This window comes from Mucilaginibacter sp. NFR10, from assembly GCF_900100445.1.
Taxonomy (GTDB): domain Bacteria; phylum Bacteroidota; class Bacteroidia; order Sphingobacteriales; family Sphingobacteriaceae; genus Mucilaginibacter; species Mucilaginibacter rubeus.
In genome coordinates this window covers 246,310-272,675 of the sequence record NZ_FMTV01000005.1, presented here as the reverse complement: position 1 = coordinate 272,675, position 26,366 = coordinate 246,310, and the positions used below count along the sequence as shown (strand labels likewise).

Below are 26,366 nucleotides of genomic sequence, written 5' to 3'. Positions count from 1 at the left end.
ATGAATATATTACCGGTAAATACAGCTCAAAGTTCATGGTACCAGCTTAGCTCATCCAACCGTACTATAATCGGCACAAAAGTACTTGAGTTTGTGCAAGACAGGTGGATTGAAATAAAACTCATTAGCCATGACGATAAGCAACGGGTTTATGAATATACCCTGCTTGATCAAAATATGGATGGTTCGGCGCTGATCCATGAATGGGCAGCAGATATGGAATGGTTCCAGTCGCCGGTACAGATCATAACAGATCTGGAAGGGAAATTTATCGGCATCAATAATTTTAATAGTATCGCTAATTGCTGGCAGCAGGGCTTCCGGTCAAAAATCGCCAAAAAATATCGTCAGCAGGATGGTATCGATGTAATGCTGTCCGAAACAGACAAATTGCTGCAGGATCCTAAACGCTTTCTGCAATCATTTATGGGGTACAGCCATTACCGGTGCTTTTTTCAACCGTTTTACAGGGAATGGCAAGCCAATGAAAGCTCTTCCCTGATACTGAAAGGTTTTTTCGGCACAATTGACCTGCCGCTCGTCATCTACAGTTTTACCGAACAACATGGCAACACCGTAACCATAATTAACGAAGCCGAGGTTGACGAAGAAAGGTTTGAAAGACCTGTTTTAGTGAGGATGCTAAAAGACCTTACAAATACCTATAACCTGAAGGTTGACCTGCAAACCGAGATGGAAGAGATTTACAAATTTGAAAACAACATACTGCAGGAGGCCGATTTGTTTTTGCAATTACATGTGCCCTCATTTTATACCGTTGTAACGGCACATCAATGCAGGCGGATTGAACAGCATGAGCTTCCGAAGGAACGCGTTGATAAGCACGAGCTGAGCAACAGTATACTGCATGTATAAGGCTGAAGGTTTAGTACTAACAAAAAGTAATATCCGATGTCAAAAAAATATATTCCAAACAATAGCTGCCTTAAGTGCGATAAAGGGTCGGCTCCTGTGCGGTTAAAGGTAACGCATCATAATAACACAAAAATTTATGGTGAGTTCCTGGCCAGTGAGGCCGATATGGTGCCGGGTGAAAATATTTTGCCTATGGGCAGGTGTTCGGTAACGGGTGGCAGCTGCAAATTTGACCCAATTTACTGGGACAAGACCAATAAAGGTGTTAAGGTTAACGGCTACAAATTATTATTTGAAGACGCGAACCTGTTGTGCAAACAAGGCGGCAAAATAAGTGTTGACTTTAATGCGCCAAGCGGTATGAGCACAGCCGGGGCGCTTGTTACGGGTGCCGGTGCCGGAACGTTCAACTATGGTTCGTACACCAACACCCTTGATATATTGCAGCGCGGTACCATTTATGATGTTGAAAACGGCAAGATAAGCCTGGTACGGAGCAACAGCGAAAGTGATTACCGCAGGCACGGTAATTACGGGGAGATGAAGGACAACGTTTATCATCGGCAGGAAGGTTTTCGCGACGTAAGAAGCGAGCATCCTGTAATTGATATTGATAAACCTACGGCTTCGGGCATTGACGGGGCTTATGCCAAAGATAATGGGTATAAAATTACAGACGGTAAATACAATACAGCATCAATACAAAATACGACAACCGGCCGCGAGTTAAGTGAGCGATGGACGCGAAATCACATCGACAATAACGGGGCGATAAACCCGGCAGACGAAGCAGGGGTTAGACTGGCAAATACAGATGGCAGCCTGAACCGCGAGGTGATCAGGGTTAAGCCCGACGGAACCATGCAGTCAGAAACTATAAACTCCAACGGTTTTAAAGCTACCCGCGGGCAAAGTGAGGCCCTGGAAATAAAAACCAGCAGGGCAGGCAATTTTATGAATGGTGTAAGGTCGTCCATGCTCAATTCAAAACCTCTTACAGCCTTGTCCGAATCTAATTTTTCGCAGGCGGTACGTAATAGTAGAATTGCCACTGGCGCAAATGACGGCCTGTTTAAGGCAAGCCAGGCAATTGCACGTTCTCCGGCTTTAAGTGTGGCGGGCAAAGTTGCCGGCCGGGGGCTTATAGTTGTTGGTATCGCCCTTGATGCAGTAAGTATCTATTCGGCGTATGAAGAAGAGGGCGGTTTTGGCAAAAAAACAAAAGAAGCGGTAGGCGGTGCTGCCGGTGGCCTTGCCGGCGGTATAGCCGGCGCCGAAATAGGTGCAATGATAGGTACTGCTATATGCCCCGGGGTTGGTACGGTGGTTGGTGGTATTGTTGGCGGGGTTATCGGAGGCCTGGCCGGAAGCGGCATTGGTAAATCAATTGCAGGATGGTTCTCATAAATTTAAACAATTTATAAAATGGGTTTTTTTGATAAATTATTTGGCGGAGGTGGAACCACGGCAACACCCGAAACGCAGTTAAGAGCAGAATATAAAGACGCTGCTTTCTTTAAAAAAATGTTTGATAAGAAGCAGTCGATAATAAAAATGTACCAGGAACAAAATGTCACCCTGAAGCAGCAGGAAAAGTTTCGCCCGATAAACAACTGGGTGCTTGCTATGGAACATCTTGACCTGGTTTATTTAAACTATTCTGCCGGGAATGATATCAGCCTGTGTTATAATGAATATATAACAGCTGCCGGATACTACAGAGAAGGTTGGGATGCCGACGCGTTCTATGCTGATATGATTGATATGGTAGCCTTAGGCAGCCTACTTGATGTACCCGACGAGGTATACGAGCCCGTTATTAATTATATTCGCCAGTCGGATAGTGGTTCCAGTTACCCAACCTGGACACCGGATGCTTTACTATGGTATATCATCAACACCAAAAAGCCGGGGAGCGGCCCGCAGCCGGATACGCTTATTACCGAAGCTTACAGGGATATTTATGATTTAACAAAAATGCCTAAAGCCGATGCGGAGCGCGAAATGAAACTTTATCTCGACAAATGGTACAGGTTGCATAAAGACGATTCATGGTATGAAAACCACAAAAAAGAAGGCTCATATAAAGGCTACTGGAGCTGGGAGGCAGGCGCGATAACTAAGATATTGGGGCTTGATGATAGCGGTTACGCTAATCATCCAAATTATCCTTATGATATGGTGCACTGGTCGGCTTCCTAATTGCGCGGTATCAAATAAAATCACCATAAACCGGAGTTGATTTGAGTTTTACTGAAGCAATCCGGTACTCCTTTTAGGCCGCTCAAATTTACGCAAACGTTTCTGGGAACGTTTGCGCGGTTTTAGTTGGGCAAATCCTTTTTTTTATTGCCGTCAGCCTTTAATCTTGTTTAGGATTTAATGTTCCTTCACCAATTATAGGGCGATAAATAGCTGTTTTAAAATAAAAACATGTCGGTAGTAAAAACAAGGATAGGGATAGCGGTTTTGCTTTTGGCGGGTTGCTTCACATCGCGGGTACAGTGTCAGCAGTATTCCTGGCAACATTTGCCGCAGGTAAATAAACCTGAATTTAAAAAGGATACCATCAACATTTTAAAATACGGAGCCAAAGCGGATGGCATTACGTTAAATACAACAAGTATCAATAAAGCGATAAGCGCCTGTAGCGCCAAAGGGGGCGGGGTAGTGCTTATTCCGCAAGGCTTGTGGCTAACCGGGCCGCTGGTGATGAAGAGTAATGTAAACCTGCACGTAAGCAGGGCGGCGCTGTTGCAGTTTACCGATGATAAAACTCAGTATAAACTGGTTGAAGGTAACTATGAAGGCCATGCCGCTGTGCGCAATGAATCGCCGATATCGGGTACCAACCTTACCAATATCGCTATTACCGGCGAAGGGATCATTGATGGTCACGGCGATGTTTGGCGGGCTATCAGTAAAGAAAGGCTTACCGAAGCCGAATGGAAAAAATTAGTAGCCTCGGGTGGGGTGGTGAGTGAAAACGGCAAATCATGGTATTCTTCTGAAAGTTACGTTAAGGGGTTAAAAACACCCGGAGCAGGAGTGATAGGTAACGGTAAAACAATTGCTGACAACGAACCTTTTAAAGATTTTTTCAGGCCTAATATGCTGGTGCTTACCAATTGTAAAAAAGTATTGCTGCAGGGCGTTACACTTCAAAATTCGCCCGCATGGGATATCCATACTTTACTATGCGAAGATCTTACCGTACAGAACGCAAGGGTCAGGAATCCCTGGAATGCCCAGAACGGTGACGGAATCGATGTAGAATCATGCCGGAATGTGTTAATTGAAGGCAGCACTTTTGATGCCGGCGATGATGGCATCTGTATTAAATCGGGCCGGGATGAAGAAGGCCGCAAACGCGGTAAGCCCATTGAAAATGTCATTGTACGGAATAACGTGGTTTACCGTGCCCACGGCGGTTTTGTGATAGGTAGTGAAATGTCGGGCGGGGCGCGTAATATTTTCGTGTCTAACTGTACGTTTATTGGTACTGACATTGGCCTGCGTTTTAAAACCACCCGCGGCAGGGGAGGCGTGGTAGAAAATATTTTTATCAAGGATATTGCCATGAAAGATATTCTTCATGAGGCTATTCTTTTTGATATGTACTACGGAGGTAAATCGCCCGGCGAAGCGGATGATATAAATGACCAGGCTGTTGTGCCGGTAACCGAAGCTACACCTTCGTTTCGCAAGTTTTATGTAAATAACGTAGTATGCAACGGTGCTGAAAAAGCGCTTATGATCCGGGGGCTACCCGAAATGGGGATCAAAGACATCCACATCGAAAACAGCACCTTCAAAACTGTTAAAGGAGCAGATGTAATAGAAGCACAGAACATCTTCCTGAAAAATATCCATCTCGAAAGCAAAGAAACCAACCCACTCATAAATATTCAAAATAGCAACAACCTTGCGTTTGATCATATTACCTATGGCAATACAGAGTTGTTGTTTAAGGTCAGCGGTAAAAAGTCGCAGCAAATAAAATTACTGAATACAGATGCCGCCAAGGCTAAGAACAAAGCTGAGTTTGCTTCAGGAGCAACCAAAAATGCAATAACCGGTTCAAATTAATGAAGAGAGCGGCGCTATTGATATGGATTGTTTTTGCACCGGCATTATTGCTGGCGCAGGCTGTTGTATATCCAAAGCGTTTTACCGTAGCACTGGATGGTAGTGGCGATTTCAAAACCATTCAACAGGCTGTAAATGCTGTGCGTGACCTGTCGCAGCAAAGGGTTTGCATTTACATAAAAGCCGGAGTATACCACGAAAAACTGGTAATCCCTTCCTGGAAATGTAATATCGAGCTGATAGGTGAAGATCAAAATAAAACTATTATAACCAACAGCGATTTCTCGGGCAAAGCAAACCCGCAGGGTAAGGATGCCTTCGGAAAAGCCGAGTTTACAACCTATACTTCCTACACTGTTTTGGTGCAGGGTAATGATTTCATCGCCAGGAATTTAACCATAACAAATGCCGCGGGGCCGGTAGGGCAGGCCGTGGCTTTACATGTTGAGGGCGACAGGTGTGCCATAATCAATTGCCGGCTGCTCGGCAACCAGGATACGCTTTATGCCGGTACCGAAAACAGCCGCCAGTTTTATAAAGACTGTTATATGGAAGGTACAACCGATTTTATTTTCGGCGAAGCCACTGCGGTTTTCCAAAACTGTGTGATCAAAAGTCTCCGAAACTCTTTTATTACAGCTCCCGCAACTACACCGCGACAGCGATTTGGTTTTGTGTTTTTAAACTGCTGGCTTGAAGCAGCTGATACCTCTGTAACAAAGATTTACCTGGGCAGGCCCTGGCGGCCATACGCCAGATCTGTTTTTATCAATACAACAATGGGAAGCTACATCTGCGCCCAGGGCTGGGATAACTGGCGTAACCCGGAAAATGAAAAGACCGCCTTTTTTGCCGAATATAAAAGCAGCGGCACCAATATCAGCAAACGTGCGCCATGGTCGCACCAGTTAACTGAGGCCGAAATGAAAAAATATACATTGAATAATATTCTTGCCGGGAATGATAACTGGGATGTAATGTCAATAAAATGAGCTGTATAATGAAGAAAATATTATTGTTATGTGCTTTCCTGTTCGCGGACCTGGGGCTAAGGGCGCAAACGCTGCCATGGTCACAGCGGATGGCTAACACGGCTATGCATATCTGGGCAGATTCGTTACCGGGCGCCAACTGGTCGTATGACCAGGGGATTGTTTTGCAGGGGCTGCAAAGCGTTTGGCAGCAATCGGCCCGGAGTGAATATTTTACTTATATCCAAAAAGCGATGGACAGGTATGTGGGGGCAGATGGATCCATCCGTACTTACAAGGCTAAAGATTATACGCTGGATAATATCTTATCCGGCCGGAGCCTGTTGTTTTTGCAACAAGTATTAGGTACTGAAAAATACTACAAAGCTGCTTCGTTACTTCGCAAACAGTTGGACGAACAACCAAAAACACCCGAAGGTGGTTTCTGGCATAAAAAAAGATACGCTAACCAAATGTGGCTCGATGGCTTATACATGGCCGAGCCTTTTTATGCCGAATATGCTTCCGTTTACCATGAGGATGCGGACTTTGATCAGGTAGCCGATCAGTTTATCTGGATGGAGCAGCATGCGCGTGATGGTAAAACAGGTTTGTTATATCATGCCTGGGATCAAAGCAAAAAGGAACGCTGGGCTAACCCGCAAACCGGTCTTTCGGCCAGTTTATGGGCTCGTGCCGATGGCTGGTACGCTATGGCACTGGTTGATGTGCTGCCGCATTTTCCGGCCAATCATCCCAAACGGGCGGCACTTATTGCCATTTTAAACCGTTTTGCTGTGGCTATACAAAATTGCCAGGACCAGGACACAGGCTTGTGGTACCAGGTGCTCGACAAGGGTAACAAAAAAGGCAATTACCTGGAAGCATCGGCTTCGTGCATGTTTGTGTATACGATGGCTAAAGGTGTGAGGGAAGGCTATCTGCCTCAAAAATATTTGCCTGCTGCCCGAAAGGCCTATGAGGCTATCATCAAAAACTTTATTGAAACCGATGCCGATGGGCAGATAAATATTAAAGGCACAGCAGGTGCCGTAGGCGTAGGCGGCGAACCATATCGCGATGGCAGTTACGAATACTATACAGGCGTTAAAACTGTCACCAACGAAACCAAAGGTGTTGGTTCATTTATGCTGGCCAGTGTAGAGATGGAACGTTTAGCCAATCTGAATGCAGGTAAAGGCAAAACCGTACTTTTAGATAGTTATTTTAATAACGAATACCATAAGGATATTACCGGTAAAAGCATCCCGTTCCACTACAAGTGGGAGGAACAGGATAATAACGGATTTTCGCTTTTTGGGCAGATCTTTAATAATTACGGATTACATACCAAAACTTTAAGTGAGGCGCCGGATGATATAAATTTGAAGAAAGCTTCGGTTTATATTATTGTTGATCCTGATATACCAAAGGAAAACCCTGATGCTAAATATATTGAAGAACCACATATTAAAGCCATCAGTAATTGGGTGAAAAATGGCGGCGTACTGGTGGTTTTAAATAACGATACCGGTAATGCCGAATTTGTACATCTGAACAAGCTAATGGCCAAGTTTGGTATCAGCTTTAACCTAAATAGTGTTAACAGGGTGGTTGGTCGTAACTTTGAGCAAGGGGCAATAAATATTCCTGCGGATAACAGCATCTTTAAAACAGCCCGTAAAGTTTACATTAAGGAGCTAAGTACTTTGCAATTAACCAGTCCCGCCGTTTCGCAGTTAATCAATGGTAAAGATGTAATTGTGGCTACCGTTAAAAATGGTAAAGGCACTGTGTTTGCCGTTGGCGATCCCTGGTTTTATAATGAATATACAGATGGCCGAAAGCTGCCGCCCGACTATGACAACTTTAAAGCAGCCAACGATTTGGTAGGCTGGCTGGTGAAGCAGATTCCTCAAACAAAAAAATAGTAACTTATTACAATTCAAAAGAACATGATATTATCAAGATATAACCTCAACAAAACAACTGTACCGGCGGCAGAATTACCCCCCGCCAATGTATTCGACCTGCCTGAAAAGGTACTGCAATTTGGTACCGGCGTACTGTTGCGTGGCCTGCCCGATTACTTTATTGATAAAGCTAACCGCGCCGGCATTTTCAATGGCAGGGTGGCGGTTGTTAAATCCACCGACAAAGGTTCGACAACGGATTTCGATATGCAGGATGGTTTGTACACCATTTATTCAAAAGGCATTGAAAATGGTGAAGAAGTTAATGAGCAGGTAATTTGTTCGGCGATCAGCCGGGTGCTTTCGGCCTCAAGCGAGTGGGAAGAGATCCTGGAGATAGCACGAAGCAAGAATTTACAGGTGGTGATTTCAAACACCACAGAAGTTGGGATCCAGTTGGTGAAGGAAGATGTACGTAAACATCCGCCAGCATCATTCCCCGGCAAATTGCTGGCTATTTTATATGAACGATACAGGGCATTTAACGGAAGGCCCGATACCGGTTTGGTGATCATCCCAACCGAGCTGATCATTGACAACGGTAAAAAGCTGGAAGCCATAGTATTGGAACTCGCCCACCTGAATAAACTGGAGCCCGCCTTTATGGACTGGCTGGAGAGCAGCAATAGTTTCTGCAACTCGCTGGTGGACAGGATTGTGCCCGGCAGGCCGGATCAGCAGTTAAGTGACGCCATGGAAACTGAGCGTGGTTACACCGATAACCTCAGTATCATGTCCGAAACCTATAGTCTTTGGGCTATCCAGGGCGATGAGAAAATAGCCGAAGTGCTATCTTTTGCCCAGGCTGATAACGGTGTTGTAATTACGCCTGACATTGAACTATTCAGAGAGTTGAAACTCCGCTTGCTTAACGGTACGCATACCTTGAGTTGTGCCGTAGCCTATCTATCCGGTTTTAAAACAGTTAAGGAAGCCATGGACGATGCGCATTTCACCAAATTCATCACCCAACTGATGTTTACTGAGATCATGCCATCTATCCCATACCAGATTGACGAAGATGTAGCCCGCGATTTTGGTAACAAGGTGCTCGACAGGTTCCGCAACCCCAACATCAGGCACGAGTGGCTGAGCATTTCGGTGCAGTACGCTACTAAAATTAAAATGCGGGTTATTCCGTTATTATTGAACTATTACAAACAAAACAATAAGGCACCTCAAATGATGGCTCTTGGTTTCGCAGCTTTTATCCGCTTTATGCAGATTACCGAGACGGCTGATGGTAAATATACCGGAACAGCACATTCGGATAATTACGTGGTAACCGACGACCAGGCACCTAATTTAAGCAAAGCATGGAACGGCGTTGATGCAGAAACAGCGATTGCAGCTATCCTTAAAAATAAAAGCCTTTGGGATACCGATCTGACAACGTTACCCGGCTTTACAGAAGCAGTGACAGCACAGTTTAAGCTTATTAACGAACAGGGAAAACTGGAAATAAGCGCCATTTAAATAGGAGGACAGATGAAACAGAATATATTAAAAGTACACCCTGCCGATAATGTGCTTGTAGCGCTTACCGATTTGCAGGCCAATGAACAGGTTACCTACAAGGGCGAAACTTATACAGTAAAAGAGTTGATCCCGGCAAAGCATAAATTCGCTGTTGTCGAGATCCCCGAAGGCGGCGAAATTATCATGTATGGCGTACTGGTAGGCAAGGCGCAAAGCCTGATCCCGGTAGGAGGGTTGCTTAGTACCGCCAATGTAAAACATGCGGCAAACAGTTTTTTAACAGGCCAAAGCCATACTGATTGGCACAGGCCTGATATCAGTAAATGGGAAGGCAAAACATTCAACGGCTATCACCGCGGAGACGGCAGTGTAGGTACTGCGAACTATTGGCTGGTAATACCGATGGTTTTTTGCGAAAACCGAAATATTGAAGTATTGCAGGAAGCGTTGGTAAAACCACTGGGTTATGGCCGCAAAAAAACGTATGAGATCAAAGCGCAGGAGTTGATCGGTAAAATAAAAGCAGGTGCGGAGATAGATGAGGTTTTATACACCGAAATAGGTAGCGATACCGCTCAAAGCGCTGGCAATAAAGTGTTTCCTAACGTTGATGGCATAAAGTTTTTAACGCATACAGGTGGCTGCGGCGGCACCCGCCAGGATTCAACGGCGCTTTGCGGTTTGCTGGCCGGTTATATTACGCACCCTAACGTTGCAGGGGCAACAGTATTAAGCCTTGGCTGCCAGAATGCCGAAGTGAAGACCTTGCAGGAGGAGATCAATAAACGCTCGCCGGAGTTTAACAAACCACTTTATATTTTAGATCAGCAGAAAACAGGTAAAGAGGCTGATTTGATGGAGCTGGCTATCAGGCAAACGCTTGCCGGGTTGATGCAGGCTAACCAATATACCCGCAAACCGGCTCCTTTAAGTAAACTGACCATAGGTTTGGAGTGCGGCGGATCGGATGGCTTCTCCGGTATTTCGGCAAACCCTGCTATCGGTTACACATCTGATTTGTTAGTGGCGATGGGTGGTTCGGTTATTTTAGCCGAGTTCCCTGAGCTTTGCGGGGTTGAACAAAATCTGATTGACCGTTGTTTGGATAAAACTAAAGCCGAGCGCTTTGCCGATCTGGTACGTACCTACAGCCAACGGGCCGAAGAGGCCGGTTCTGGCTTTTACATGAACCCGTCGCCGGGTAATATTAAAGATGGCCTGATCACTGATGCCATCAAATCTGCCGGGGCAGCCAAAAAAGGCGGCACATCGCCGGTTGCGGATGTGCTGGATTATCCCGAAAAAGTAACACAGCCGGGGCTAAACCTGTTGTGTACCCCGGGTAACGACGTGGAATCGACCACGGCCGAGGTTGGGTCGGGCGCTAATATCGTATTGTTTACTACCGGTTTGGGTACGCCAACCGGCAATCCAATAGCTCCGGTTGTAAAAATCGCCACTAATACTGCATTATTTAACCGAATGAGCGATATTATCGATATCAATACCGGTACTATTGTAGAAGGTGACGAAACCATTGAACAGGCAGGCGAACGCATTCTGGACTACGTGATAAAAGTAGCCAGCGGCGAAATTGAAGTTCATGCTGTACGACACGGTCAGGATGATTTTATTCCCTGGAAAAGAGGAGTTTCGTTGTAAAAAGATAAAAGTCTCAATTCATAAGTTCTGAGAGTGGCTTGAATTTATTGAATATAGTTTACAGACAGATAAAATCGTAGCCCTTGGTTTTAACCAACGGAATAATGTGTAGCAATAAGAGGACTTTAGCCTAAATTCGCTTGTATAATTGGGCTAAAGCCAGGACTTTTAGCTTTTACCGTTGGTTAAAACCAACGGCAATGAATATATTTTAAAATAGTTTCTAAGTATAAAAAGTTGAATTTAACTTCAGACTTAGTACTACTAACTTAACACCAATGAAAATACTAACCTGTACAACACCCGGTCAATTGGATTATGGCACTGCTGATGTACCCCAATTAAAACCGGGTAATGCACTTCTCAAAATAAAACGTATAGGCATTTGCGGTACCGATCTGCATGCCTTTGAAGGTACTCAGCCATTTTTTAGCTATCCACGAATTTTAGGCCACGAACTTGCTGCCGAACTGGTTGAAGCTGGCGATGCCGAAGGTTTTGAAAAAGGTGAGGCTGTTACTTTTATTCCGTATTTCAATTGCGGGCATTGTATCGCTTGCCGCTCGGGCAAACCAAATTGTTGTGTAAATATCCAGGTTTGTGGTGTACATACGGATGGCGGCATGGCCGAATACCTGCAGGTACCATCACATTTATTGGTTCATGGCGAAGGTTTGAGCTTTGACGAACTGGCCTTGGTTGAGCCCCTTGCTATTGGTGCTCACGGGGTACGACGGGCCGATGTAAAGCCGGGTGAATTTGTACTGGTTATTGGTGCAGGCCCAATCGGCTTAGGTATTATGGAATTTGCCCGTATTGCCGGAGCAAAAGTCATTGCTGCCGATGTGAACGAACAGCGTCTTAATTTTTGCAGAGAAAATTTGAAGGTTGATTATACCATCAACGTAAAAAACGAAGATGTGAATGAGCGCCTGAAAGAGATCACCAATGGCGATATGCCTACCGTGGTGATTGATGCTACCGGCAATCAAAAGGCTATAAACGGCGCGTTTTTGTACCTGGCGCATGGCGGCAGGTATGTGTTGGTTGGTTTACAACGAGACGAACTTATTGTAAGTCACCCCGAGTTTCATAAACGCGAAAGCACGCTGATGAGCAGTCGCAACGCTACCCGCGAGGATTTTGAACACGTGATACGTTCCATGAAAAATGGTTTGGTAAACCCGCAAACTTATATTACCCACAGGGTAACTTTTGATGAAGTAAAAGATCAGTTTGAAAGCTGGCTGAGCCCGGCAAATGGCGTCATTAAAGCTATTGTAGAGGTATAGGTGATGATAAAAAAGACGTTTTTTACCGGGCTGTTTTTTTGCATGATAGGTAGTGCTTTTGCGCAGCAAAAGCATGTGTTGGGTTTTGATACACTGAAAACCTATGTCAATAGCTTCAACAAAACAGATACCGAAACGGTAAAAAACTACATCAACAACGATCGTGCTTACGAATGGCTTGCCAAAAATGTGCCCTTGTTTGAGTGTCCGGATTCGGCCATTCAAAAGATCTATTACTACCGCTGGTGGACATTCAGGAAACATCTGAAACAAACACCCGATGGCTTCATTTTTACCGAATTTATAACCCCGGTTAGCTTTACCGGGGTTTACAACAGTTCGAGCAGTGCCCTTGGCCACCAAATTTATGAGGGACGCTGGCTGCACGATCCGCAGTACATCAATCAGTATATCAACTTTTGGCTATATGTTGATCCTAAGCAAAAGAAGCCCCATTTGCATGCGTTCAGCAGTTGGATAGATGACGCGGTTTACAATTATTACCTCGTAAACCTTAATAGAAAATTTGTTGAACAAGCCTTGCCTTTGCTTAATACTGATTATTATGTTTGGGAAAAGGAAAAACAGCTGCCTTCCAAATTGTTCTGGCAGTTCGACGTGCGCGACGCGATGGAGGAAAGTATCAGCGGGGGGCGCAAAATAAAAAACATCCGGCCTACTATTAACAGCTACATGTATGGCAATGCTGTGGCGCTATCAAAAATGGCGGCCCTAACCGGCAATGATTCACTAAAAACAAAATACACACAAAAAGCTATCGACCTAAAAAAACTGGTGCAGGATAGTTTGTGGAACGACAGCGCATCCTTTTTTGAAGTACGTAAACCCGACGGGCATTTTGCCAACGCCCGCGAGGAATTGGGCTTTATCCCCTGGTATTTTAACCTGCCCGATGATAAACCTGTTTATGCCAAACAATGGGATCAACTAACCGATATCAAAGGTTTTAACGCTCCATGGGGCATTACCACTGCCGAACGCAGGCACCCTTTATTCCGTACCCATGGTACCGGGCACGGCTGCGAGTGGGACGGTGCGGTATGGCCTTTTGCCACTACGCAAACATTAAAGGGCCTGGCTAACCTGCTTACGGCTTATCAAAATAAAGGCGCTATGACACCCGGTATTTTTTATAATGAACTGCATAAATATGCTCTTTCGCACGTCAAACGCGGACTGCCTTATTTGGGTGAGTACCAGGATGAAAAAACAGGTTACTGGCTTAAAGGGGATAACCCAAGAAGCAGCTATTACAACCACTCCGGTTTTTGCGATTTGATCATCAACAATCTCGTTGGCCTGAAACCTCGTGAAGACAATATGCTGGAAATTTTCCCGCTCATCCCCCAAAACCAATGGAAATGGTTTGCGCTGGATAATGTGCTTTATCACGGGCATACTATCAGCGTAGTTTGGGATAAAACCGGTACTAAATATCACAAAGGCAAAGGTTTTATCATTTATGCCGATGGTAAGGCAATATCCCGGAGTACGCAACTGAAACATGTACTGGTGAAACTCCCGGGTTAAATCCTGACTCATTTTCTCCCTTTTATTGGCTTGTTGGCTTTAATGATGATAATATCGTATAGTAGATAGAGAAAATATCAGATGAAATTGCAGTAGCGTACTGATATTTTTGAATACTATACAACCAATTAAGTTCAAAACTAAAGAGTAGGTTTAAGAAGCTAATTCGCTTCAAATATTGAAAACCGGCTCTGCGTACGCCTGTCTAAATACCAATGAAAATGAAGATGTTTAACCGTTGCCTGCTGCTGTTGCTTATATTAATCTCTTGTTTTCATTCAAATTTAAACGCACAGGGAAAGTCAAAAAAAGTCACCATTGTTACCTTATCTAAGCATCATGCAAGGATAAGCTATGGCGTACAAAAGTTGATTCAGGCTTTACAGCATGCGGGATATTCAGTTACTGAACAAACTTATAAAGGCGCAATGCCTTCCGGTAGCGCAATAGTTATTGGGCTGCTTACCGATGCTCCGGTTAAGAAATTCGCGGCTGCTGCAAATAGTCAACCCCGAAAAGAGGGCTTTATCATCAGTGATAGCGGCCTTAAAAATAAACTCCTGATAGCAGGTGCCGATAATTCAGGTGCGCTTTATGGCTGTCTTGAACTGGCGGATAGGATCAATTTAAATAACAAGCTTCCCGTAAATATCAACCTGCATGATCAGCCCGAAATGGTTTTGCGGGGTACCTGTATTGGGGTGCAAAAGCCTGCGCTACTTCCCGGTCGGGGTACTTATGAGTACCCATACACGCCGCAAAATTTCCCATGGTTTTATGATAAAGCTTTGTGGATCCGTTATCTGGATTCGTTGGCGCATAACCGAATGAACTCTTTGTATTTGTGGAATGGTCACCCTTTTGCCTCGCTGGTACGGGTAAAGGAATATCCTTACGCTGTTGAGGTTGATGACGCTACTTTCAAAAAAAACGAAGAGATCTATAGTTTTTTGGCCGAGGAAGCTGATAAACGTGGCATCTGGCTTATTCAGGGTTTTTATAACATCATCGTATCCAAACCCTTCGCCGAAAAAAATAACCTGAAAACGCAGGACAGGAACCGACACATCGTACCCGTCATTGCCGATTATACCCGTAAATCTATTGCTGCTTTTGTACAAAAATACCCTCACGTTGGATTGTTGATTACACTGGGCGAGGCTATGGAAGGTGCGGGTCAGGATGATATCGACTGGTTTACGCAAACCATTATTCCGGGCGTAAAAGACGGGTTAAAAGCCCTGGGTCGCACAGATGAGCCGCCGATTGTGCTCCGTGCGCATGATACCGACGCACCTACGGTGATGAAATACGCCAAACCTTTATATCACAACCTGTACACCATGGCCAAATACAATGGTGAGGCACTTACTACGTATGAACCACATGGTCCCTGGGCTGATCTTCATCGCACTTTGAGTAATATCGGTACCGTACAAATAGAAAACGTCCATATCCTTGCCAACCTGGAGCCTTTCCGCTATGGATCGGCTGATTTTATTCAGAAATGTGTGCAGGCCATGCATACCGTTTTTGGGGCAAATGCCCTGCACCTGTACCCGCAGGCATCCTACTGGGATTGGCCTTATACAGCAGATAAAACTGATGGTAAGCGTCTGCTGCAGTTGGACAGGGACTGGATCTGGTATAAGGCATGGTCGCGTTATGCCTGGAATAGCAAGCGGGACAGGGATGGTGAAATAGGCTATTGGGCGAAGCAACTGGCTGATAAGTACGGATGCGACCAGGCGCACGGCGACGCTATTTTAAAAGCTTATGAAGAATCAGGCAATATCTCGCCCGAGTTGTTGCGTCGTTTCGGGATCACCGATGGTAACCGCCAAACAATGACTTTAGGGATGCTGATGAGCCAGCTGGTAAATCCTGAAAAATACGGTTTGTTTTCGCTGTTATACAATTCAGAAGGCCCTGTTGGTGAAATGATGAGTGAATATGCCGAAAGGGAATGGAAGCGCCAGCCGCACGTAGGCGAAACACCGGTAAAAGTTATCGATAGTGTAATAGTGCAAGGGAAAAAAGCTGTTGAGGCTATCGACGAAGCATCAGCGAAAATTAGTAAAGATAAAGCTGAGTTTGCCCGCTTAAAAAATGATATGTATTGTTATAACGCAATGGCCAATAATTATGCTTACAAAGCAAAGGCAGCTTTATGGGTACTTCGTTATAAATATTCGGATAATGTCGCCGATCTGGAAAAGGCTTTACCCGAGTTGCAAACCAGTCTGGATTATTATAAGCAACTGGTAAGGCTAACCGAAAATACTTACCTGTATGCCAACAGCATGCAAACCAAACAACGCAAAATCCCGGTAGGGGGCAATGATGCCAAAATGAAAACCTGGGCCGAGCTTTTACCGGTTTATCAAAAGGAACTTGACAACTTTAAACGCAATATCGATTCATTGAAATCGCCTCAAATACAGCAAAAGCAAAAAGAGGTTACCGTTTTGAAAGATGCGCCTGTGAAGTTTGAGGATAATGTCAGTAATTATCAGATAAATTCAGGCGAAACGGTTTATATCGATACAACCGCTCTGATAAAAAATACCGCGAAAGAGCTGGCAGGTCTAAAAGGTGTAAAACTATCTAAAGCAGGTCAGCAGAAGAACGGCACAACAATCAGTTTTAAAAATGATAGACCAGTAAAGCTGCTTGTTGGCTTTTTCAATAGCAAAATGCCTCAATACCTGCCCGAGCCGCAATTGGAAACAGATGCCAGCGCCAATGATTTTGGCCAGGCCGATATTAAAATTGCCAATGCCATTCAAATTGATGGCTTGCCGCCGATAAATATTCATACCTATACCTTTAAAGCAGGTTCAAATACGCTTACCTTAGGTAAAGGTGCGGCCTTGGTTTTAGGCATTGTTGATGCTGACGCTAATGTGCCGGTATATGACGCTGGCCTGAGCAACGAAGGTAATATCAAAGATTTACGCTGGCTTTTTAACTGATATTTATGAATAGCAGGAAGGGTTTATGTATTGCGATTTTATTGTTTGGAGTTGTACAGGTTTTTGCCCAACAGCCCCTGAAGCTTTGGTATAAACAACCTGCCCAGAAATGGACTGATGCCTTACCCATTGGCAATGGCCGCATTGGGGGCATGATTTACGGCGGCCTTACTGAAGACCATATCCAATACAACGAACAAAGCCTATGGACAGGCGGCCCGCGCGACTATAACCACAAAGGCGCCGTGAAATATCTGGAACCTATCCGCAAGCTCCTTGCAGATGGTAAGCAAGCCGAAGCAGAGGCCCTGGCCCAGCAGCATTTTATGGGGATGAAGAGCAATGAAGCCACTTATGCGGTTGATTCGGCGAAATGGTTTAATATGATGAGTTCGTATCATTTACCGCAGGACGTGTTATTTCATGATAATAATCTCAGAACTATCAATTTGCCAATTGAACAGGGCTGGGAAATAACACCCGGTTTTGAAGGTTTGGATGGAGCAGTTTGGTTTATTAAGTATTTTAATATTCCTTCTGGTTGGAAAGGAAAAAATATCGTAATTAGTTTAGGCAGGATACGTGATATAGATCGAACCTGGCTTAACGGAGATTACATCGGCACAACATCGGGTAACGCTTACAGGAAATACATTATCCCTTCTGATAAGGTACATATCGGCGAAAACAGGATCGCTGTACAGGTAGTTAATTTTTACGATAAAGGTGGATTTACAAGCAACGCTAAAACTTTATCGGTTTATCCCGGAGGAAGTGAAAGTGATGCGATTAATTTGGCCGGTCAATGGAAATATTTTATCCAGGATGATAGCCCACCCGCATATCCCCGTTACAATGCCGATTACCAACCATTTGCCGATCTGTACCTGCAATTTCCCAAACAGGATGTAGCCAATTATAAACGTGATCTTGATCTTGCAAATGCCACCTCCCATGTAAGCTATAAAGCCGAGGGTGTTACCTACACTCGTGAGTATTTCAGCAGTGCGCCCGATCAGATGATGGCCGTACATCTTACTGCCGATAAGCCGGGTAAAATTACGTTGAAGGCGTTAATGAGCAGTCTGCATAGAAACTATGTAACCCGTAAAATTGATGACTATACACTCGCGCTGTCTTTAAAAGTAAAAAGTGGTGTTTTGCGTGGCGTAAGTTATCTGCATGTACAGGCGGCGGGTGGTAAGGTTGTAGTGGATTCAAAAAACATATCGGTTACTGGAGCTAACGAGGCTACATTTTACCTCACAGCTGCAACCAATTTTAAAAACTATCACAATGTCTCGGGCAATCCCGAGGCTATCTGTAAGGCTCAGATTGCAGCTCTATCGCATAAAAGCTATGCCGTCATTAAAGCTGCTCATATTAAAGATTATCAAAAGTATTTCAATACTTTTTCCATTGATTTAGGCAAGTGTGAAAATGCCGAGCTGCCAACAGATGAAAGGATACTGAAATTTGGCCAATCACCTGACCCTTCGTTTATTAGCTTGTATACGCAATATGGCAGGTATTTGCTGATCTCGTCGTCCCGGCCCGGTAACGGCCCGGCGAATTTGCAGGGTTTGTGGAATAACCTGCTTACACCACCGTGGGGCAGTAAGTTCACCACCAATATTAACCTCGAAATGAATTATTGGCCTGCCGAAGTACTTAACTTATCGGCTTGCAGTCAGCCGTTTTTTAGTATCGCTGATGATCTCGCCAAAACCGGACATGAAACGGCGGTTGAATACTATGGTGCACCGGGCTGGGTATTGCATCATAATACGGATTTGTGGCGCGGCACTGCACCTGTTAACGCTTCCAATCATGGCATTTGGGTTAGCGGCGCTGCCTGGCTTTGCCACCAGTTATGGGAACATTATTTGTATACCGGCGATAAGGATTTTCTGCAAAAACGGGCTTATCCCGAAATGAAGGGTGCAGCCGAGTTCTTTGTGCATTCTTTGGTGAAAGATCCTAAAACCGATTACCTCATCAGCACGCCATCCAACTCGCCGGAGCACGGAGGTTTGGTTGCTGGACCAACAATGGATCACCAGATCATCCGCGATCTCTTCAAAAACTGCATGGAAGCTGCCAAAGTGTTGAATATCGATAAGGCGTTTGCCGATACATTAAAACTCAAATACAGCCGGATAGCACCGAATAAAATTGGCAGATACGGCCAGTTACAGGAATGGCTGGAAGATAAGGACGATACCACGGATACCCACCGGCATGTTTCGCATATGTGGGGTGTCTATCCCGGCACTGAGATCTCGCTCAAAACTCCCGAACTGTTAAAGGCTGCCGAACAATCTATGAAATACCGCCGGGATGAAGGCACTGGCTGGAGTATCGCCTGGAAAGTAAACATCTGGGCGCGGATGCACGAGGGGGATCATGCTTATCTGATGCTGAGCAAACTGTTATCACCTGCGGACGTAACTTCCGGGAAAGAGAAGGGAGGCGTTTACCATAATCTGTTCGATGCACACCCGCCATTTCAAATTGACGGAAATTTTGGCGGCGTAGCAGGTTTAGCCGAAATGCTTTTACAAAGTCAGGGTGATGTTATTGAACTGCTTCCAGCTTTGCCAACTGCATTACCGCAAGGTAGCATCAAAGGTATTTGCGCAAGAGGTGGTTTTATGCTGGATTTTGAATGGCAAAATGGGCGCTTGAAAAGTCTGCAGGTAATCTCCAAGCTGGGTAAAACTTGCCGGTTAAACTACGCCGGAAAGATCATCAATATTGAAACTCAAAAAGGTAAAAGCTATCGCTTTGACGCCGATCTGAAACAATTGTAAAAGATGGGTGAAACTCAAAAATATCACAGCGAAATTACTGGAAAAGAACAATCTGTTTTGGGATTGTGCAATTCCTATCTTGAGAGAATAATAGCCCATAAAAAGACAATAGTTGGGTTTAAAGCGCCGGGGGCTGCGCGATTCCCTCCCCTGGGAGGGTGTAGGGAGGGGTTTCAGCGAAATGCCTTGTCGTCGCAAAGGCGTATAAACCCCTCCCTGCCAACACGCAATCCTAACGCGCCCCTCCCAGGGGAGGGAATTGCCAATTCATTGACTATTACTCTTGAGAGGAGCAGAGAGGAGTGTTTCTCTTTTTTAAAACTGATCGCCTCGCTGCTGTTTTTGCTCCTTTTTTCTCATAGTTCCCTTCTCGCACAGCGTAATGATATCTCATTAAATACCAACTGGAAAAGTATTGCCGATGATAACAACCCAAAAGCGAATGCCGGTTTTGAGCAAGCCGGTTTTAATGATGCCCAATGGGAAACAGTAAACGTACCCCATAACTGGGACATCTACGGAGGCTATCGCCGCCTGAAACATGGCAACCGGCATGGCTCTGCATGGTACCGTAAAACATTCGCTCTTGAAAATAAGCAAAATGATAAGCGCTATTTCCTTTGGTTTGAAGGCGTTGGTTCTTACGCTACAGTCTGGCTCAACTGCAAGCAGGTAGGCTACCACGCCGGCGGACGCACATCTTTTACTATTGATGTAACGGATGCTATCAAAGCAGGCAAACAAAACCTGTTATGCGTTAAGGCCGATCACCCTTCGTTTATTAAAGATCTGCCCTGGGTTTGCGGTGCCTGCTCTGATGATCCGGGCTTTTCGGAGGGTTCGCAGCCGATGGGTATTTTCAGACCGGTGCATTTGATGGTCACAAATGCCGTCAGGATTGAGCCTTTTGGTGTACATATCTGGAATGATACTACCGTGCGTGAAAGATCGGCCACGCTTAATCTCGAAACTGAAGTTAAAAACTACAGTGGTAAGCCGTCTGCAATAACCTTGACAAACAGCATGGTTGATGCCGCTGGCAAAACTATCGCGCAAGCAAAAGCAAAAAAAATATTAAAAGCCGGTGAGGTTAATACAGTAAGTCAACAATTTTCCGATGTTAAAAACGTGCAGCTATGGACATTAGAAAAACCTTACCTGTATCATGTAGTAACGGAAATTTGGGCCGATGGAAAATTGATTGACAGAACTCAAACCTCTTACGGTATCCGGTGGATTAGCTGGCCAATTGGCAGAAATAATAACGACAATCGTTTTTATCTCAATGGCAAACCTGTTTTTATCAATGGCATTGCTGAATATGAACACCTGATGGGTAAAAGTCAGGCTTTTGAAGCCGAGGAGATCAAAGCCAGGGTAATGCAGGTAAAAGCAGCTGGTTTTAATGCTTTTCGGGATGCTCATCAGCCTCATAACCTCGCCTATCAGCAGTATTGGGATAAGCTGGGCATTTTATGGTGGCCGCAATATTCGGCACATATCTGGTATGATTCGCCGGAGTTCAGGGCCAATTACAAAGCTTTACTGATTGACTGGGTGAAAGAACGGCGCAATAGCCCGTCGGTAATATTATGGGGATTACAAAACGAAAGTAAGTTACCGGCCGATTTTGCCCGGGAATGCAGCGATCTCATCCGCAAGCTTGACCCTACAGCCTCATCGCAACGCAAAATAACAACCTGTAATGGCGGCGAAGGTACCGATTGGGACGTACCTCAAAACTGGACGGGTACCTACGGCGGTAACCCGCTTACCTATGGAGATGACCTGAAAAAACAAATCTTAGTAGGCGAATATGGTGCATGGCGAAGCCTTGGTTTACATACCGAAGGCCCTTTCAATGCAAATGGGCCGCTGAGTGAAGACCGTATGACCCAATTGATGGAAACCAAAGTCCGCCTGGCCGAGTCTGTAAAAGATCAGGTTGCGGGGCATTTTCAATGGCTGCTCTATTCGCATGAAAACCCTGGTCGCACACAAGGCGGCGAAGGGCAGCGGGAACTGGATAGGGTTGGCCCTGTTAACTATAAAGGTTTGTTTACACCTTGGGGGCAGCCAACCGATGCGTTTTACATGTACAGGGCCAATTATGCGCCTAAAGGTAGTGAGCCGATGGTTTACATTGTATCGCACACCTGGCCCAACCGTTGGCTTACTCCGGGTAAGAAGGATAGTATAATTGTTTACTCCAATTGCGATGAGGTTGAGCTTTTTAATGATCTCAACCATGAGTCTTTAGGTATACGAAAACGACAGGGTATCGGCACGCATTTTCAATGGCATGGCGCAGATATCAAATACAATGTGCTGTACGCCGTAGGATATGTTAATGGCAAGCCGGTAACGCATGATGAGATCATGTTAAACCATGTGCCACAAGCACCTCATTTGCCAAAAGAGAATCCCGCTATCCTGAAACCCGAAGCTGGTTACAACTATTTGTACCGTCTCAATTGCGGCGGACCGGATTACACCGATACCTACGGCAACACCTGGATGGCCGACAGGCATCAGGATAATAAACAAGAACCCGGCTCCACATCATGGACGGACAATTACCCCGGAATGCCTCAGTTCTTTGCCAGTCAGCAACGCACTTTCGACAGGATCAGCAACACGGCCGATGGGGCTTTGTTCCAGACTTTTCGGTATGGTTTAGATAAACTAAAATTTAATTTCCCGGTACCTGATGGTGATTATCGTATCGACCTATATTTTACCGAGCCCTGGTATGGCACAGGCGGCGGGATGGATTGTTCAGGCTGGCGTTTGTTTGATGTAGCCCTGAATGGCAAAACCACGATCCGCAATCTGGATATCTGGAAAGAAGCAGGATATGCTAAAGCGCTTAAGAAAAATATCGTTGCCCATGTTACGGGCGGGATGCTAACTATATCTTTTCCGAACGCAGCGGCCGGTGAAGCAATTATATCAGCTATAGCCATCAGTACTTTAAATAAGGCGGCAAAGCCACAACAAGGAAGCAAAGGAATAATCGGTCAATTACAGGGCCATAATAAATGGGTGGTAAAAAACTGGATGGACATTGGCCAAAAACAATACACCGATGCCGGGGTAACTTTTAATGATCTGCCGCCAATATTTTATGGTGCAGATTGGATAAGTCCCACCCACCCCACCCTGGAAGGGAGGGCTTTGAAAGTCTCCCCTACCGGGGGAGATTTAGAGGGGGCTTTTACTTTAAATGCTGATGCCGATGTTTATGTTGCCATGGATGTGCCCGCCTTGCAACGACCAGCATGGCTTGCTGATTATGAAAATACCGGCTTGTTTGTAAAAACAGATGCTGATGGAGGCCATCAGCTACCTGTTTACAGGAAGCGTTTTAAAAAGGCTGATGTAGTTACGTTAGGCGAAAACAAAGGCAGGTTCATGTACACCGTGGTAGTACTGCCCGTTACTTCGCTGCAACCGGCTACTGACCTTCGTAAAACCGTAAGTTATAAAGCGGAGACGGCTGAGATAAAAGGCGATGGTTTAAAAGCCGACACCCTGAACGGAAAAAAAGTAATTAAATTTAACAGCGTGGCAAGCGGCAGTGTGGCATTCGCGTTAACACCGGGTGTTGCCGACCTGTACGCCTTGCGCATAAAATATTATAACCAGAGCAATCAAACTTTTACGGCAAAAATGCAATTACTGGCCGCCGATGGTACGGTGATGAAGGAGGAAGAACTGAGTTTTAAACCGGTTGCCAAAAATAAATCGGGCACGGTTGCAACCAATACGGGCACAAGTATCAACGCGGGGAATTATAAGCTGGTAATCACAGGAATTAAGGCCGATGGTTTGGCTGTTTCGGGTATCGAAATGCAATAAAATATTAACATGAAAAAAAGGATCAGCCTGTTGTTTTTGTTACTGCCCTTCGGCCTTTTTGCGCAAAGCCTGAAGGTGTTAAACCTGCAATGCGAGTACAAAACCACTCCGTTGGGTATCGAATCGCTTAAGCCAAAGCTGAGCTGGCAAATACAAAGTGATGCCCACAGCACCCTGCAAACCGCTTACCGGGTTTTGGTTGCCGGTGACGCTGCTAAACTCAAAAGTAATATTGCCGATATATGGGATTCGGGAAAGGTATCATCCGGTGCATCGCTGCAGGTTTCATGTAATGGTAAGCCTATGCAAGCCGCAAAAACATATTACTGGAAGGTAATGGTTTGGGACAACCATGGCAAAGCATCGGCATGGAGTAATACTGCCAGCTGGCAAATGGGCCTGCTTACAAAAAAAGACTGGCATGGTGCCGATTGGATAGCTTATGATAAATTACATGATTCATCGGTCATTGTTCCCTTTTATCATGGTAAAGGGCCTAAAAAGCTGGGCGCAGCCAATGATGTTTTGCCTTTAATACGCAAGAATTTTAATGTTGATGGCAAGCTTAAAAAAGCCACGCTTTATATATGCGGGTTAGGTCATTTTGAGCTAAGCCTGAATGGTAAAAAAGTTAGCGATCATTTCCTTGATCCCGGGTGGACAAAATATGATAAGCAGGCACTATATGTGCCTTTTGATGTAACCAGTCAACTTCTTTCGGGAAAAAATGCTATTGGCGTAATGCTTGGCAATGGATTTTATTACATTCCGCGGGATAAACGTTATCGCAAGCTCACCGGTGCCTTTGGTTATCCTAAAATGATTTGCCGTTTGATGCTGGAATATGATAACGGCAAGGTAGAAAATGTTGTTAGTGATGGCTCATGGAAAACGGCACCTTCGCCGGTTACTTTCAGCAGCATTTATGGTGGCGAGGATTATAACGCCAACCTTGAGCAACCGGGTTGGAATACCAACAATTTTGACGACTTAAAATGGCGAAATGTTGTTAAAGTAGATGGCATACCCGAATTGAACGCGCAAATGGCCGAGCCTTTGAAAATTATGCAGGCGTTGAAGCCTCAAAATAAAAAGCAACTTGCTAATGGTGCATGGATCTATGATTTGGGCCAGAACTTTTCAGGAATCCCGCAAATTACTGTGCAAGGTAAAAAAGGAGATACCGTGCGTATTATCCCCGCCGAATTGGTGAATGAAGATGGCAGCGCTAATCAGAAAGCTTCCGGCAGTCCACATTATTATGATTACGTGTTGAAGGGCGATGGTGTTGAAACCTGGCATCCCTTGTTTACTTATTACGGTTTTAGGTATTTGCAGGTACAGGGTGCTGTTCCCCAAGGAGAAACCAATGTATCGAAGCGACCCATGATCGTTGATATTAAAGGGTTGCACACCCGTAACAGTGCCGAAACCGTGGGCAGTTTCGCTTGTTCAAATGAGCTGTTTAACAAAACGTTTAAACTGATTGACTGGGCCATGAAAAGCAACATGGCAAGCGTATTTACCGATTGTCCTCACCGCGAAAAACTGGGCTGGCTGGAAGAAGCGCATTTAGTCGGCAGCTCCCTACATTACAATTATGATATCGTTGGCCTGGCGCGTAAGTGTGTTAACGATATGCGCATCTCTCAAACAAAGGATGGATTGATCCCCGAAATTTCGCCCGAATATGTAAAGTTTGATGAACCTTTCCGCGACTCGCCCGAGTGGGGGAGCAACGCGGTGATTTTGCCGTGGTATGTATACCAATGGTATGGCGATAAAGAGGTACTGGCTCAAAACTATGATATGATCAAACGGTACCTGGTCTACCTTGATAAAAAATCTCAAAACCATTTATTGTACCAAGGCTTAGGCGATTGGTATGATCTTGGTCCAAATCCTCCCGGCGTTTCGCAGTTAACGCCGCAGGGTATTACGGCTACTTCGCTTTACTATTATGACCTGGATATAGCCGGAAAAATGGCAACCTTGCTTGGCAAAAACGATGATGCCGCATCATACAAAAAACTCGCTATCGAGGTTAAACAGGCTTATAATCAAAAGTTTTTTAACGCCGATACCAAACAATACGGCACAGGCAGCCAGGCTGCCAACGCTATGTCGGTTTATGCCGGATTGGTTGAACCGCAATATAAAACTGCTGTGATTAACAATATTGTAAAAGACATTCGCGACCGTGGCAATGCACTTACTGCCGGAGATATTGGTTATCGTTACCTGTTGCGTGTGCTGGATGACGAAGGTCGCTCGGATGTGATCTACGATATGAACAGTCGTGCGGATGTGCCGGGCTATGGTTATCAACTGGCTCACGGTGCCACTGCCTTAACCGAATCATGGGCGGCATTGCCTTCGGTATCCAACAACCACTTTATGTTGGGGCACCTGATGGAGTGGTTTTACAGCGGCCTGGCCGGGATCCGCCCGGCAGATGATGCCATCGCATTTAATAAAATCGAGATCAGGCCCGAAACTGTGGGCAATGTAACCTGGACTAAGGCTAATTATAAATCGCCCTATGGCAATATTTCAAGCAGTTGGGAGAAGGGGCGGGGGCAGTTTAAACTGGAGGTAAGTATCCCGGCAAATACTACTGCAAGTATTTTTTTGCCCGTAAAAAGCAATGCCGCTATTATGGTGGATGGGCAAAATATCAAAACCCGCCGTGATCTTAAGTTTATCGGCTATCACGATGGAAAAGCAGAAATCAAGGTGGGATCGGGTAATTACACGTTCGTGGCCAAATAATATTTATACACTCTATGAAACACATTTTTAAATCGTCTGCGTTCCTTGTCTG

14 protein-coding genes are annotated in these 26,366 nt (G+C 45.1%); all 14 read left to right on the top strand.

All coding sequences use genetic code 11. From position 1 onward, the window contains the following. Positions 1-876 carry a hypothetical protein gene (locus tag BLP33_RS18120; RefSeq protein ID WP_139160016.1) on the top strand — a complete coding sequence of 292 codons (876 nt, stop codon included), beginning with the start codon at positions 1-3 and terminating at the stop codon, positions 874-876. A gap of 36 nt (positions 877-912) precedes the next feature. After that, positions 913-2,283: a PAAR-like protein gene (locus BLP33_RS18115; RefSeq protein WP_090531678.1), complete on the top strand. Its 1,371-nt coding sequence runs from the start codon at positions 913-915 to the stop codon at positions 2,281-2,283. A gap of 18 nt (positions 2,284-2,301) precedes the next feature. Then, the gene (locus BLP33_RS18110; protein ID WP_090531676.1) at positions 2,302-3,078 is read left to right on the top strand and encodes a PoNe immunity protein domain-containing protein; all 777 of its coding nucleotides are present in this window, start codon (positions 2,302-2,304) and stop codon (positions 3,076-3,078) included. A 231-nt stretch (positions 3,079-3,309) separates the two neighbouring features. After that, positions 3,310-4,965: a glycoside hydrolase family 28 protein gene (locus BLP33_RS18105; protein ID WP_090531674.1), complete on the top strand. Its 1,656-nt coding sequence runs from the start codon at positions 3,310-3,312 to the stop codon at positions 4,963-4,965. Continuing rightward, positions 4,965-5,957, top strand: coding sequence for a pectinesterase family protein (locus BLP33_RS18100; protein WP_090531672.1), 993 nt, complete (start codon positions 4,965-4,967; stop codon positions 5,955-5,957). The genes BLP33_RS18105 and BLP33_RS18100 overlap by 1 nt, the downstream gene beginning before the upstream one ends. Before the next feature lie 8 nt (positions 5,958-5,965). Further along, positions 5,966-7,867, top strand: coding sequence for a glycoside hydrolase family 88/105 protein (locus BLP33_RS18095; RefSeq protein WP_090532055.1), 1,902 nt, complete (start codon positions 5,966-5,968; stop codon positions 7,865-7,867). A 24-nt stretch (positions 7,868-7,891) separates the two neighbouring features. Beyond that, entirely contained in the window at positions 7,892-9,385 is a 1,494-nt protein-coding gene (locus BLP33_RS18090; protein ID WP_090531670.1) for a tagaturonate reductase, read from the top strand. Positions 9,386-9,397: 12 nt separating this feature from the next. Next, positions 9,398-11,050 (top strand): UxaA family hydrolase, encoded by a 1,653-nt coding sequence (locus tag BLP33_RS18085; protein WP_090531667.1) that lies wholly within the window; start codon positions 9,398-9,400, stop codon positions 11,048-11,050. Positions 11,051-11,328: 278 nt separating this feature from the next. Then, the gene (locus BLP33_RS18080) at positions 11,329-12,342 is read left to right on the top strand and encodes a zinc-binding alcohol dehydrogenase family protein (protein ID WP_090531665.1); all 1,014 of its coding nucleotides are present in this window, start codon (positions 11,329-11,331) and stop codon (positions 12,340-12,342) included. Positions 12,343-12,345: 3 nt separating this feature from the next. Next, positions 12,346-13,893, top strand: coding sequence for an MGH1-like glycoside hydrolase domain-containing protein (locus tag BLP33_RS18075; RefSeq protein ID WP_090531663.1), 1,548 nt, complete (start codon positions 12,346-12,348; stop codon positions 13,891-13,893). A 221-nt stretch (positions 13,894-14,114) separates the two neighbouring features. Continuing rightward, on the top strand, positions 14,115-16,868 hold the full coding sequence (locus tag BLP33_RS18070) for an alpha-d-galacturonidase (RefSeq protein WP_254780190.1): 2,754 nt from the start codon (positions 14,115-14,117) through the stop codon (positions 16,866-16,868). 5 nt (positions 16,869-16,873) lie between these two features. After that, positions 16,874-19,681, top strand: coding sequence for a glycoside hydrolase family 95 protein (locus tag BLP33_RS18065; protein WP_090531660.1), 2,808 nt, complete (start codon positions 16,874-16,876; stop codon positions 19,679-19,681). 270 nt (positions 19,682-19,951) lie between these two features. Then, complete coding sequence (locus BLP33_RS18060) at positions 19,952-23,542, top strand: malectin domain-containing carbohydrate-binding protein (protein WP_254780188.1); 3,591 nt, start codon at positions 19,952-19,954, stop codon at positions 23,540-23,542. A gap of 9 nt (positions 23,543-23,551) precedes the next feature. After that, positions 23,552-26,314, top strand: a complete 2,763-nt coding sequence (locus BLP33_RS18055) for a family 78 glycoside hydrolase catalytic domain (RefSeq protein WP_090531655.1) — start codon at positions 23,552-23,554, stop codon at positions 26,312-26,314. Positions 26,315-26,366 lie beyond the last annotated feature (52 nt).

Bases quoted from the DNA above. Each gene is read 5' to 3' on its own strand.
- BLP33_RS18105 (WP_090531674.1), top strand. From the start codon at position 3,310: ATGTCGGTAGTAAAAACAAGGATAGGGATAGCGGTTTTGCTTTTGGCG.
- BLP33_RS18075 (WP_090531663.1), top strand. From the start codon at position 12,346: ATGATAAAAAAGACGTTTTTTACCGGGCTGTTTTTTTGCATGATAGGT.
- BLP33_RS18100 (WP_090531672.1), top strand. From the start codon at position 4,965: ATGAAGAGAGCGGCGCTATTGATATGGATTGTTTTTGCACCGGCATTA.
- BLP33_RS18085 (WP_090531667.1), top strand. From the start codon at position 9,398: ATGAAACAGAATATATTAAAAGTACACCCTGCCGATAATGTGCTTGTA.
- BLP33_RS18110 (WP_090531676.1), top strand. From the start codon at position 2,302: ATGGGTTTTTTTGATAAATTATTTGGCGGAGGTGGAACCACGGCAACA.
- BLP33_RS18070 (WP_254780190.1), top strand. From the start codon at position 14,115: ATGAAGATGTTTAACCGTTGCCTGCTGCTGTTGCTTATATTAATCTCT.
- BLP33_RS18080 (WP_090531665.1), top strand. From the start codon at position 11,329: ATGAAAATACTAACCTGTACAACACCCGGTCAATTGGATTATGGCACT.
- BLP33_RS18065 (WP_090531660.1), top strand. From the start codon at position 16,874: ATGAATAGCAGGAAGGGTTTATGTATTGCGATTTTATTGTTTGGAGTT.
- BLP33_RS18115 (WP_090531678.1), top strand. From the start codon at position 913: ATGTCAAAAAAATATATTCCAAACAATAGCTGCCTTAAGTGCGATAAA.
- BLP33_RS18055 (WP_090531655.1), top strand. From the start codon at position 23,552: ATGAAAAAAAGGATCAGCCTGTTGTTTTTGTTACTGCCCTTCGGCCTT.
- BLP33_RS18120 (WP_139160016.1), top strand. From the start codon at position 1: ATGAATATATTACCGGTAAATACAGCTCAAAGTTCATGGTACCAGCTT.
- BLP33_RS18090 (WP_090531670.1), top strand. From the start codon at position 7,892: ATGATATTATCAAGATATAACCTCAACAAAACAACTGTACCGGCGGCA.
- BLP33_RS18095 (WP_090532055.1), top strand. From the start codon at position 5,966: ATGAAGAAAATATTATTGTTATGTGCTTTCCTGTTCGCGGACCTGGGG.